We start from the raw sequence: 12911 nt of genomic DNA on the forward strand, positions 1-12911 counted from the left end.
TGACACGCCTGTTTTGGATTAAAATGCTGATCGCTCCGGGATGCATCACCACGCTCTGGATTTAACATACTGATTTTACGTCAAGGGAATCCGCAGCCTTTATGGCTACGCAGCATAATATCTATTTATTCAACAAAGCCGCCAGAGGTAAAAAACGGTGATTCAGAGATGCCCAGCATCATGCGCAGGCCATAGAACATCGAATAGCCGTTAACGAAACCCGCGAGAATGGTGAACCCTTACCACAGGCCGAGAGCCCAGGAAAACATTTTTTTTGGCCCGAATTTATCAACCAGCCAGCCCGCAGGCAGGTTGGCGAGCGCATAGGGCCACAAAAAGGCCGAAAGTAGCAGGCACATCTGGGTGGCGCTAAAGCCGAACTCTTTGGAAATCGTGGTGTTGGCGATGCTGATGTTGGCGCGGCCGAGGTAGTTCACCACGGCTGCGATCAGCAACACCAGAATAATACTCCAACGTAAACGGGATATTTTTTGCATTGGTGGTGTAACAGCAGCAGGTTGAGATAACGATGTTGTCTCTTTCATTTTATTTATTTTCCGTGAGCAGGCTGAGAGGAATCTGCGAATAAACGATTCGCCGTGAGTCTGGCTGTAAGGACGTTGTTGTAGGATGCAGGGCGTGCCGTGCTGTTCTTGCGCCCAATCACGTTGGTCACATACGATCATGCTGAAAATCTCCTGGTTTTTTTATTTTTCATCGCGGGAATCACGAGGTGTTCCCGCTCGTTGTTGTTATTTTTTATTGCGCAATTTTTTTCTGATAATGCGCGGTGCCGTGGCGAATCTGGTCGAGGATCACGGTCAATCCCCAGAATTTCTCCAGCACGTCATCCTTGTTTACCCGGCAGTGAATGCTGTCAAAGGTGCCGTGGCGTTGATGGTAAATTTTGGCGTTTTTCGGATAGCCCAGCGTTTCAGTAACGGCAGACAGTGACAGGGAATCGGCCAGTTCATCTGCCAGCGCGGGGTTTTCCTGATGGTGGTGATACAGCCACACGTACAGTTCTGGGTGGAACTTGGTGAACACGCCGCTGAAACCGCGCGAGCCCGCTTTCATTGCCGGGAAGGCAATGGCGGCATTGGCGTTGATGATATTAAGCGGGGTGTCCTGCACCAGTTTGACGCGGCGGGTTACGGTGTCCAAATCGCAGCTTACGTCTTTCAGCACCACGAAACGGCCGGTGTTAGCACAGTAAGTTAGCTCTTCGTCACTCAGCAGGCGACGATACGGCGCCGGGCACTCATACAGAACCAGCGGCAGCGATTCCGGCAGCGCATCCAGAAGACTGTTCAGCGTACTGAAGAAGATGTCACTGCCGGTTTTCTGCGGATCGAGGTGGTTAGCCACCAGCACCAGAGCATCAATGCAGGTTTTCGCCATGGCAAACAGCTCTTCGATTTGTGCACCGAGGTCGTCACTGATGTGACCGGAGGCGATCACTGGCACGCGGCCTTTCACATGGTCGACAACGAAACGGGCCACCGCCACGCGTTCTTCCAGCGTCAGGAATTGCATTTCACTGGACTGGCATACGGCAAACAGCGCATCGACCTTGTTTTCCAGATACCAGTCAATCAGGTTGGCTAGGCCGGGATAGTCTACGTCGTTCTGTTCGGTGAACGGTGTAGGCATGACAGGGACGATACCATCGATTTTTTTCATTTTTTATTTCTCAGAATACAGACTGTGCGGGCGCAGGCACGCAGGCATTAACGTTGTGATAAACGTGCGATAACCTGTTGATGTTCTCGCATGTTTGATGCACCTTCCCGCTCGACCGCTAGGGAAGCAAAGGCGGAGGCATAGGTCGCGGCCTGCACCATGCTTTGCCCGTTGGCTAGTGCGGCGGCAAAGGCACCGTTAAAGGCATCTCCTGCGCCAGTGGTATCCACACCGAGCGCCGGAATGTGTTGGGACTGGTGGCCGTCATACAGCAGCACACCGCGCGATCCCATGGTAATGATGACGCGCTTGGCACCCATACGTGCGATTTTCAGTGCGGCTTCTTTGGTGCTGTCAAAATCCTGAATGTCGATACCCGATAGCAGTGACGCTTCTGTTTCGTTAGGCGTGATCACGTCCAGATAATCCAGATAGGGCAGTATCTCGCTGGGGTAGGGAGCCGGATTGAGGATCACTTTTTTGCCCAGCGCATGCGCCAGCTTGATGACGTTCAGGGTGACGGAAAAGTTATTCTCCAACTGCACCAACAGCACGTCTGACGTGGTTAATTCCGGTGCGATGGCTGCCACTTCATCATCGGTGATGGTCTGGTTGGCGCCGGGATAAATGGCGATCATGTTCTCGCCGTTTTGCTGTGAGACATAAATGATGGAGTTGCCAGTGGGTTCCGTATCGGATTGATACAGTTTGAACGCGTGAATATCCGATGACGACAGATGGTCGTAGGCAAACTGGCTGAACTGATCGGTGCCTACCTTGGTGACAAAATAGACCTGTGAACCTCCCCGACTGGCGGCCATCGCCTGATTGGCTTCTTTACCGCCGGGGCCGAGGGCGCTGCCCTGCGCAATGATCGATTCGCAGCCTTTGGGAAAACGCGCCACCTTGGCGACGATATCGACGTTGAACGATCCTAAAATACACACCTTTCCGTTCATCTTGTTTCCTTTCTGTTTGCTGGTTTGATGCAGGGTCTGCTTTTCCAGTCGCTTGAGCAGCACTTCAAAATTTTTACTGCGGGGAGCAATCAACTCAGACTGCAAACTGCGCCGCACAATAATGGCACCTCCGTAGCAGCGCTGAACCAGATTCAAGCGCACAAACTCGTTCAGGTCGCTGCGGATCGTCTCTTTGCTCACGGCAAATGCGGTGGCCAGATAATCAACACTTGCACGTTCGTGTTTGGTTAAATAAGCCAGAATTTTATTACGTCTTTCTTCTAGGAACATGGTCACCTCGCTGCTGGATATGAGCCTAAAGGAGCGGCTATGGTTAAAAAGTGACTATCGTCATAGGATAATGGGCAAAACGGAAGTGTGTATGTGGTTGATGTATAACGAATTGCCAGCGACAGCGATGTTCGTGGCGTGGGCGTCAGGGTAGACAGCAAGTTTATCAGAACAATATTTCAACCCTCTTAATAAAACGATGTGATATTTTTATGACAAATCAATTTGCTAACGGATAAACCACGATGGCAATTCGCCTAACAGCCTTATCTCAGCCACGCTTGGCACAGGCGTTTGTCGATTATATGCAAACGCAGAATATTCAACTGGAGTTACGCTTCTCTGGGCAGGAAGCGGAACTCTGGCTGGACGATGAGGCGCGGTTGACTGAAGTACAACAGGCGCTTGAGGTGTTCATTCAGGATCCGATGCATCCGCGTTATCAAGCGGCCAGTTGGCAGGCGGGATCAACCTCTTCGCCCCTGCGCTATGCGCGTTTCTCTTATTTGCAGACGTTACAGCAGCGCGCCGGCCCGCTGACGCTGGGTGTGATGGTTACCTGCATTGTCGTTTATCTGTGGATGACGATATTCGGTAACGATCGTGCCATGATATGGCTCCCTTACCCAGACGCAGGACAACGAGGCCAGATATGGCGCTGGTTCAGCCACGCTTTCCTGCATTTCTCCTTGCTGCATATTTTGTTTAACCTGATGTGGTGGTGGTATCTGGGCGGGCCGGTAGAGAAAATTTTGGGGACGCGCAAGCTACTGACCTTGGCGCTGCTCTCTGCGGTTGCCAGCGGCTGGATACAATCATTCTTCAGCGGCATCTATTTCGGGGGCTTGTCCGGCGTGGTGTACGCCTTGATGGGCTACGTCTGGCTATACGGTGAACGCGTGCCGTCGGGCCCGTTGTTCATGCAGCGCGGATTGATGGCCTTCGCATTGTTGTGGTTGATTGCCGGATATTTCGATATTTTAGGTCTACGCATTGCTAATGCCGCGCACGTCGTGGGTCTGGTTATTGGGTTGGTGCTGGCTTTTTGGGATACGCAGCAGAAAAAAGCATGATCGCAACCCGGTAGCATTACGGGGTGAGCGTTGCCAGCAGCACAGAGAAGTCTCAACCAGAGGGTTGAGTGGAAATCTGTTTTAGGGGAACAACGTGAGGCAAACACAGCGGCACGACGCCATCATTGAACTGGTGCGTCGGCAGGGATATGTCAGTACCGAAGACTTGGTAGAACATTTTTCGGTCAGCCCGCAAACGATTCGCCGGGATCTTAACGATCTGGCGGAGCAGAACAAGATCCATCGCCACCACGGCGGTGCGGCACTGCCTTCCAGCTCGGTGAATACGGCTTACAATGATCGCAAGATGATGTGGTCAGATGAAAAAGCACGTATTGCACGTAAAGTCGCCAACCAAATCCCGGACGGTGCTACGCTGTTTATAGATATCGGGACAACGCCAGAAGCGGTTGCCTATGCGCTGTTGCAACATAAGGATCTACGGGTCGTAACCAACAACCTGAATGTGGCGACGCTGTTGATGGGAAAAGAGGATTGCAGGTTGATTCTGGCAGGCGGCGAAGTGCGCACCCGAGACGGCGGCATTATGGGGGAGGCGACGCTGGATTTCATTTCTCAGTTTCGTCTGGATTTTGGCATCCTCGGCATCAGCGGCATTGACATGGATGGCTCCTTGCTGGAGTTTGACTACCATGAAGTGCGCACCAAACGGGCAATTATCGAGAATTCCCGCTGCGTTATGCTGGCCACCGACCACTCTAAATTCGGTCGCAATGCGATGGTGAATCTGGGCAACATGGACCTGATCGACTATCTTTTTACCGATCAACTACCACCACCCATCGTAATGAAAATCATTGAACAACATAAGGTGCAGTTGGAGTTGTGCTGAGCCAGACGTGCCTTTTTCTGATTGATAACAGGGGAGAGGTACGATGGGAAAGCTGTCATTCAACCACACGCTGTTTATTGCTGCATTGCACCGCCAACGACAACACTATGGCGTGGCGGCGCTGACCTGCCTCAGCGCCCAACAGCAGTGGCATGTTGTCAGTACTGCGCTGGCGGAGCAGCTTGCCGCTCATCCGATAACCCCTCCCGATTCGCCGCTAGGCCGTCATGTTAACTACCTCTCCATGGAATTTTTACCGGGTCGTCTCACCGGCAATAACCTGATTAACCTGGGATGGCACTCCGCCGTGGCAGCGGTGCTGACAGAGCAGGGACTTAACCTCAGCGATGTGCTGGAAGGCGAGACTGACCAGGCATTGGGTAACGGGGGGTTAGGGCGTCTGGCCTCCTGTTTTCTGGATGCGATGGCGACGGTGGTGCAACCGGCGATGGGCTACGGGCTGGACTATCAATACTGCCTGTTTCGCCAACGTTTCGAGGCCTGCCAGCAGCATGAGTATCCTTATGACTGGCAGCGCGATGCTTACCCTTGGGGACGACCGCAGCCTGAACTGAGCGTGAAGGTCGGTTTCGGTGGCGCTATCGAACAGCGCGATGGAGAGGTTGAAAAATGGCAACCCGCCTTTTATTTTCGCGGTAAGGCACGCGATGTGCCGGTGATGGGCTATCAAAATGGCGTGGTACAGGTGTTGCGGCTCTGGCACTCTACCGCAGAAACACCTTTTGATCTCACAACATTCAACGCCGGACGCTATCTGGACGCGGAGCGCGCCGGTGTGTCAGCGGCGAGCCTGACGAAAGTGCTTTATCCGAATGACAACCATGCCGCCGGTCGGCGTCTGCGCCTGATGCAGCAATATTTTCAGTGTGCCTGCGCCATCGCGGACATTGTGCGGAGACACCTTAAGGCTGGGCGGACGTCGTCAGCGCTGCCAGAGTGGGAGGTGATTCAACTCAATGACAGGCACCCGACGCTGGCTATTCCGGAATTGTTGCGCGTGTTACTGGATGAACATCATCTGGATTGGAACGAGGCGTGGGGTATCACCCAACGTATGTTTGCCTATACCAACCATACGTTGATGCAAGAAGCGCTTGAGCGCTGGCATGATGGCTTGTTCCGTCGCCTTCTACCCCGCCATTTTGATCTTATTAACACCATTGATACACACTTCAAAGCGCAGGTGGAACAACAGTGGGGGTCACAGGCAAAGCATATCTGGCCGCATGTTGCCATTCGCTATCAGCATCAGGTGCGCATGGCAAACCTGTGCGTGGTGGTCTGCTTTGCCGTTAACGGGGTGGCAGCACTGCATTCGCGTCTGGTTGTGAGCGATCTTTTTCCAGAATATCGCCAGCTTTGGCCGCAAAAATTTCATAACGTGACGAATGGTATTACGCCACGCCGCTGGCTAAAACAGTGTAATCCGGCGCTATCGGCACTGATGGATGAAACGGTTGGCACGGCCTGGGCCACGGATTTACCCGTCTTGCGTGCGCTCGAACCTTACGCCGATGACAGTGCGTTTCGGGCGCGTTATCGCGCCATCAAGCAGCAAAATAAAGAAAATCTGACAAACTGGGTAAGCCAGAATCTGGGGATAAAACTGGACCATCACGCCCTGTTTGAATTGCAGATCAAACGCTTGCATGAGTACAAACGCCAGCATCTGAATTTGCTCCATATTCTTTCACTTTACCGCCAATTGCGTGATAACCCGCATCTGGATATAGTTCCGCGCGTCTTTTTATTCGGGGCTAAGGCTGCACCTGGATATGTGCTGGCAAAAAATATTATCTACGCCATTAACAGCGTATCGGAGAAGATTAATCGGGATAAGCATGTCAGAGATCGTTTGCGTATACTGTTTATTCCAGATTATCGTGTGTCGCTGGCGGAACGAACCATTCCCGCTGCCGGTGTGTCGGAGCAAATCTCCACCGCTGGGAAAGAGGCCTCAGGCACCGGGAACATGAAGCTGGCATTAAACGGTGCGCTGACAGTGGGGACGCTGGACGGTGCCAATGTGGAAATGGCGCAGGAAGTAGGGGAAGAAAACCTGTTTATTTTCGGGCATACGGTGGATGAGGTTAAAAGCGTGCTGTCACAGGGTTACGATCCTGGTGTGGTGCTCAAGCAGGTGCCGCAGTTGACTCCATTGCTGGATGAACTGGGCAGCGGCGCGTTTAGCCACTGCGACAAAACGGCGTTTGCGCCGTTGCTTGAAAGCCAGCTGGATAAGGGCGACCCCTATCTGTTGTTGGCCGATTTTGCGTCCTATTGACAGGCGCAGCAGAGTGTGGATGCGCTGTATCGTGAAACGGAGGAATGGACGCGACGGTGTGTGCTGAATACCGCGCGAATGGGTTTTTTCAGTGCCGATCGGGCGATTCATTATTATCAGACGCGCATCTGGCACGCGCGCAGTTGAGGAAAGGAAGATGTCATTCAAGGTAGATAACCCGAAGTTCGCTCCTGTCGGCGTTGCCGATACCTATACTGATGCATACGGTAAAACGCACCTTGTCGATGTTGCGGTGAAAAAACAACTGTTGGCCATGATGGCGACGAGCGGTTGCGAAAACGCACTGCTGCCTTCGGTTCGGGTTTTTCGTCAGGGCAAGGCGGCGCTAATTCCCCTCTCAGGCGACGGCGAGTTTGGTTGGACGCTGATGTATGAAAACGGGGGGCAGGTTCAGGGCAACGTAACGGGAGGTAGTGAACTGCTGCTGCCGGATGCTTTACCACTGGGGTATCACGAACTGATATTGATGCGCGGTGAACAGCGCTGGACCTGCCGCGTGATTGTTGCACCGCAGCGTGGCTATGAGCCGGAGCCCTTAACCCAAGGGAAACGCTGGTGGGGCGTTAACGTGCAGCTTTATACGCTGCGCTCGCAGGATAATTGGGGGATTGGCGATTTCGGCGATCTGCGCCAACTGGTAGAGCAAGTGGCACGACGCGGCGGCGCCTTTATCGGCGTGAATCCACTGCATGCGCTTTATCCTGCCGACCCCGAGGTTGCCAGTCCTTACAGCCCCTCTTCTCGTCACTGGTTGAACATCATTTATATCAACGTCAACCGTATTGATGATTTTCAACAGAGCAAAGAGGCGCAAGCCTGGTGGCGACAGGATGACACACAGCGGCAACTCGCGGCATTGCGTGCCGGACGCTGGGTTGACTACAGCGGTGTGATGGCGCAAAAACTGGCCGCATTGCGGCTGGCATACGACTTCTTCAAGACGCGCAGTGTGCTCGATCCGCGCGTCAGCGCATTTCGTCAATTTGTGGTCAGCGGTGGGCAAAGCCTGCAACGACAAGCCACCTTTGATGCGTTGCAAACCTGGCTCAAACGTCAGGGGGAGAATTATGGCGATTGGCAGCAGTGGCCAACGCGTTATCACGATGTTCATGGCGACACGGTGAAAACGTTTTGTCAGGAAAATGAGCACGAGATTGCGTTTTACTGCTGGATGCAATGGGTGGCTAGCGAGCAACTGGCTGAGTGTTTTGCGCACAGTAAAAAGCTCGGGATGCCTATTTGCCTATACCGGGACATGGCCGTGGGCGTGGCGCAGGGCGGCGCGGAAACTTGGGATGAGCGTCGGTTCTACTGCTTGGAGGCCGCCATCGGTGCGCCGCCCGACCCGCTGAGGCCGCAGGGGCAAAACTGGTCGCTGCCACCGATGAACCCACTCGTGATGCAGGCGCAGGGATATCAGCCGTTTATCGATGTGCTGCGCAGCAACATGGCGCACTGTGGCGCATTGCGTATCGACCACGTGATGGGGCTGCTGCGCCTGTGGTGGATACCCAAAGCCGAGCCCGCTACGCACGGCGCCTATGTACATTATCCGCTGGATGATTTACTGGCTGTGCTGGCGCTGGAGAGCCAACGCCAGCGTTGTCTGGTCGTGGGTGAAGATCTGGGGACGGTACCGGCCGAGATTGTGGATAAACTGCGCGACAGCGGCGTTTACTCTTACAAGGTGCTGTTTTTTGAACAGGATGAGCACAATCACTTTCGGGCTCCACTCGACTATCCGCGCCAGTCGATGGCGACGATTACCACACACGATCTGCCCACGTTGCGCGGCTTTTGGCAAAACGTAGATCTGTCATTGGGCAAAGAACTGGGCCTTTATCCCGATGAGCCCACGTTGCAGCAGCAGATGGAACAGCGTGACAACGCCAAGCAGGGATTGCTTGATGCGCTGCATCAGTATCAGCTATTACCGCAGCGCGTAGGGAGCAATGCGGCGTTAACCGCGATGGGTACGCAACTGAGCCGTGGTGTGCAGCGTTACCTAGCGGACAGCCGCAGTGCCTTGCTGGGGTTGCAACTCGAAGATTGGCTGGATATGGCAACACCGGTCAATATTCCCGGCACCACGCGGGAATACCCTAACTGGCGGCGCAAGCTAAGCAGAACGGTGACATCAATATTCAGTGATCGTCACCTGGAACGTTTGATTCGCGATCTCGATCTACGACGTGGTTTGGCGTTGCCACCTGAAACGGCGAGTGGAGCCAGTGAGCGTTGATGGGTTGAGGTTTGCTCCCCACGGGGACGTGGGGAGTATGGCTATCAGTGGATCAATAGTATGAATGTTCGCCGCGCTGGTGCTCTGTCAAATCGCGCACGCCTTTCAGCTCAGGGAATTTCTCTAGCAGCTCTTTCTCGATCCCTTCTTTCAGCGTGTAATCGACCATTGAACAGCCGTTGCAACCGCCGCCGAATTGCAGGATAGCCAAGCCATCATCGGTGATTTCCATCAGCGTTATACGACCACCGTGCCCGGCCAACTGAGGGTTGATCTGGGATTGCAGCACATACTCCACGCGTTCCATCAACGGCGCATCGTCACCCACTTTGCGCATTTTTGCGTTAGGCGCTTTCAGCGTCAGTTGAGAGCCCAACTGATCGGTAACGAAGTCGATTTCAGCATCTTCTAGGTAAGGTGCACTCAGTTCATCCACGTAGGCGGAAAGTTTCTCGAACTTCAGTTCAGTGTCGGAAGCTTCCACCGCATCCGGCGGACAATAGGAAACGCCACACTCAGCGTTAGGCGTGCCCGGATTGATAACGAAGACGCGAATTTGTGTACCTTCTTCTTGTGCTACCAGCAGTTTGACAAAGTGGTCTTGTGCAGAGTCGGTAATACGGATCATAGTGGGTTAACTCAATAGTTGACTACGCTTATCGGTCATAATACGCCCATCGTGGCGTTAACTCCAATTCATTCACGGTAAATGCCATTTATGGCAACAAAGGCGCTCACGCATCGAGCAGCGTGCGGCACAGGCACCACACCTGAATATGCGCGACACCCTGTGCCTGTAAAACGCGGCAGATCTCTGTCACAGTATTGCCGGTGGTCACCACGTCATCCACTAGCGCCACCCGCAGCCCGGAGAGATCCTGGTCGCAAGCAAACGCATGACGCAGGTTGTAGCGCCGCTCAGAGGCGAACAGGTGCTGTTGCAGGGGTGTATTACGCACACGCCTGAGCGCATGTGGATGATAGCGACAGCGTAGCCAACGTGCCAAAGGCTGGGCCAGTAACTCGGTTTGATTGAAGCCGCGCCGCTAGCGCTGACGGCGGTGCAGCGGCACGGTGAGCAGTACATCGGGTTTCTCAATGCGTTCAGGATCAAGACGATATACGTTAAGCCAGCGCAGTAACATCTGTCGCGCGAGTACCTGCACTAGTTCGATGCGCCCGTGGAATTTGAACTGTTTCAATAGCGTGGTGAACGGTGGACGGTAATCGGAGAAAAACGTCAGGCTGTGCCAGCATGGCGGGCGATACAGGCAGCGGAAGCACGGCAACGTGGCATTGCCGGAGGGTAACCCGCAGCGCGGGCAGCATACTGGCGGAGCTGGAAGATGGCGCTGACAATAGCGGCAAATACCGTGGTGGTAATGATAAAGCGGTTGTTGGCATAGCCAGCAGTTAGCGCCGATGGTTAACATAGTAGCCTCGCAACAAAATATCGAACGACTAGCAGGAAGATAATTGATGACAACGCTCTACTGGCACACTGAAGGGGAAGGGAAATGTGATCTTGTGTTGCTGCACGGATGGGGGCTGAACGCGCAGGTATGGCAGGGTATTGCGACGCGATTGGCTCCGCATTTTCGACTGCACTGTGTGGATCTCCCCGGTTATGGCCGTAGTGTGGGATATGGAGCGTTACCGCTTGCTGACATGGCTGATATCGTGCTGGCACAGGCACCCGAGCAGGCTGCCTGGTTGGGATGGTCGCTGGGCGGACTGGTTGCCAGTCAGGCGGCACTCAGTGCGCCTGCGCGTGTCAGTGCTTTGGTCACGGTCGCCTCCTCCCCCTGTTTCAGCGCCAACGAGGAGTGGCCCGGAATTAAACCTACGGTGTTACAGGGTTTTCAGCAGCAGCTTAGCGAAGATTTTCAGCGCACCATGGAACGGTTTCTGGCATTGCAAACGCTGGGCACAGACAGTGCGCGTCAGGATGCGCGCCTGCTAAAAAGTGTGGTGCTGGAGCAGCCGATGCCTAGCATTGAGGTGCTTGAAGGGGGCTTGGATATTTTGCGCCAGACCGACATGCGCGAGGCGATGGCGTCGTTGATGCTGCCGATGCTGCGTATTTACGGGGCGCTGGATGGGTTGGTACCGCGTAAAGTGGCGAGCCTGCTTGATGAACGCTGGCCTGATAGTGATTCCGTGGTGATGGCGCAAGCGGCGCATTCACCGTTTATTTCCCACCCTGATGCTTTCGCCGAAACGGTTTGCGCGTTTGCTGGTGTCTAACGCTCTGTTGAGTAAAGACACAAAAAATGTGTCACCAACGTTAATTTACATATTCTCCTCATTTTCTCCACTATGTTGCGTGTGATGACAGGGTAAAGTAGTGCGTTATTTAAGATACCTATAAATAATCAAAAATATGCGCCACGTATAAAATAGTCTGAAGGAGCGTTGTTTCGATGGCGAATTTTTTTATTGATCGCCCGGTCTTTGCCTGGGTACTGGCCATCCTGCTGAGTCTGGGTGGCATGATGGCGATCGCATCGTTGGCGGTTGAGCAATACCCCGATTTGGCACCGTCTAATGTGCGTATCACCGCTTCCTATCCGGGCGCTTCTGAGCAGACTATGGAAAACACCGTGACGCAGATTATCGAGCAGAGCATGACCGTGCTCGATCATCTGATGTACATGTCATCGCAAAGCAGCTCCGGTCAGACAAGCATTACCTTAAGTTTTGATGTGGGCACCGATCCGGATAACGCCCGACAGCAGGTGCAGAACCAGTTGCAATCCGCGATGCGAAAATTGCCGCAGGATGTGCAACAACAAGGGGTTACCGTCAACAAGACGGGAGACACCAATATCCTGATGATCGCCTTCGTCTCGACAGACGGCAGCATGGAGAAACAGGATATCTCTGACTACGTTGCCAGTAATGTACAAGAACCGCTTAGCCGCATCAACGGGGTGGGCAGCGTCGATATTTTCGGTTCGCAGTATGCCATGCGCATCTGGCTCGATCCGTCCAAACTCAAATCCTTTTCCCTGACGGCCAGCGATGTGGTGAGCGCCATTCAGTCGCAAAACAGTCAGGTGTCGGTCGGTCAGGTCGGCGGTACGCCATCTGTAGACTATCAGTCACTTAATGCCACCGTAAACGCGCGCTCACTGTTGCAGACGCCCGAGCAATTCCGCGCCATTACCCTGCGTGTGAATCAGGATGGCTCAGCGGTGACGCTGGGCGACGTGGCGAAGATTGAACTGGGGGCAGAAAACTACGATTCGCTGAGCCGCTTCAACGGTCAGCCTGCCTCCGGGATTGGTATCAAACGGCTTTGTTGAATAAATCAGAACTTGTAACGACTGCGCCCCATACTGGTCGATTGTTACGTGATGCGAATACTGTTCGGCATTCCTGATAGCGTGATCCGGTTAAGCGCTTTGACCATGGCCATGGCTTCACCAACCTGAGCATCGTAGTCTCTCAGACTTAGATGACCACCCAGAAGCCTTTTGAA

At 53.8% G+C, this 12911-nt stretch carries 7 protein-coding genes and 5 pseudogenes; 6 read left to right on the top strand and 6 right to left on the bottom strand.

What is annotated here, in order from left to right; all coding sequences use genetic code 11:
- Positions 1 to 140: 140 nt before the first annotated feature.
- The 3 genes and pseudogenes from QZ506_RS08060 to QZ506_RS08070 form a co-directional block, all read right to left on the bottom strand.
- Positions 141 to 686 (bottom strand): annotated as a pseudogene (locus QZ506_RS08060) (MFS transporter); the annotation flags it as partial.
- A gap of 73 nt (positions 687 to 759) precedes the next feature.
- Positions 760 to 1683: a dihydrodipicolinate synthase family protein gene (locus QZ506_RS08065; RefSeq protein WP_291970271.1), complete on the bottom strand. Its 924-nt coding sequence runs from the start codon at positions 1681 to 1683 to the stop codon at positions 760 to 762.
- Positions 1684 to 1730: 47 nt separating this feature from the next.
- Positions 1731 to 2933: a PfkB family carbohydrate kinase gene (locus QZ506_RS08070; protein WP_291970273.1), complete on the bottom strand. Its 1203-nt coding sequence runs from the start codon at positions 2931 to 2933 to the stop codon at positions 1731 to 1733.
- A 245-nt stretch (positions 2934 to 3178) separates the two neighbouring features.
- Between QZ506_RS08070 and glpG the strand changes: the two genes are divergently transcribed.
- The 4 genes and pseudogenes from glpG (at position 3179) to malQ (ending at position 9427) form a co-directional block, all read left to right on the top strand.
- Positions 3179 to 4006, top strand: coding sequence for a rhomboid family intramembrane serine protease GlpG (glpG, locus tag QZ506_RS08075; RefSeq protein ID WP_291970275.1), 828 nt, complete (start codon positions 3179 to 3181; stop codon positions 4004 to 4006).
- A gap of 94 nt (positions 4007 to 4100) precedes the next feature.
- The gene (locus tag QZ506_RS08080; protein ID WP_291970277.1) at positions 4101 to 4859 is read left to right on the top strand and encodes a DeoR/GlpR family transcriptional regulator; all 759 of its coding nucleotides are present in this window, start codon (positions 4101 to 4103) and stop codon (positions 4857 to 4859) included.
- Between the two features lie 43 nt (positions 4860 to 4902).
- A pseudogene (gene malP, locus QZ506_RS08085) lies at positions 4903 to 7311 on the top strand (maltodextrin phosphorylase).
- 10 nt (positions 7312 to 7321) lie between these two features.
- Entirely contained in the window at positions 7322 to 9427 is a 2106-nt protein-coding gene (malQ, locus tag QZ506_RS08090; RefSeq protein ID WP_291970278.1) for a 4-alpha-glucanotransferase, read from the top strand.
- A 52-nt stretch (positions 9428 to 9479) separates the two neighbouring features.
- On the opposite strand, the gene nfuA is transcribed toward malQ, so the two are convergent.
- Positions 9480 to 10055 (bottom strand): Fe-S biogenesis protein NfuA, encoded by a 576-nt coding sequence (gene nfuA, locus QZ506_RS08095; protein ID WP_291970280.1) that lies wholly within the window; start codon positions 10053 to 10055, stop codon positions 9480 to 9482.
- Positions 10056 to 10161: 106 nt separating this feature from the next.
- Positions 10162 to 10860 (bottom strand): annotated as a pseudogene (gntX, locus tag QZ506_RS08100) (DNA utilization protein GntX).
- Positions 10861 to 10906: 46 nt separating this feature from the next.
- On the opposite strand from gntX, the gene bioH reads away from it, so the two are divergent.
- Both bioH and QZ506_RS08110 read left to right on the top strand, forming a co-directional pair.
- Positions 10907 to 11674: a pimeloyl-ACP methyl ester esterase BioH gene (bioH, locus tag QZ506_RS08105; RefSeq protein WP_291970282.1), complete on the top strand. Its 768-nt coding sequence runs from the start codon at positions 10907 to 10909 to the stop codon at positions 11672 to 11674.
- Between the two features lie 176 nt (positions 11675 to 11850).
- A pseudogene (locus tag QZ506_RS08110) lies at positions 11851 to 12723 on the top strand (efflux RND transporter permease subunit); the annotation flags it as partial.
- A 56-nt stretch (positions 12724 to 12779) separates the two neighbouring features.
- Here the strand turns inward: QZ506_RS08110 and QZ506_RS08115 are convergent.
- Positions 12780 to 12911: pseudogene (locus QZ506_RS08115) on the bottom strand (IS5/IS1182 family transposase); the annotation flags it as partial.

The sequence above is a fragment of the Candidatus Symbiopectobacterium sp. genome, assembly GCF_020054415.1.
In the GTDB taxonomy this organism is placed as follows: domain Bacteria; phylum Pseudomonadota; class Gammaproteobacteria; order Enterobacterales; family Enterobacteriaceae; genus Symbiopectobacterium.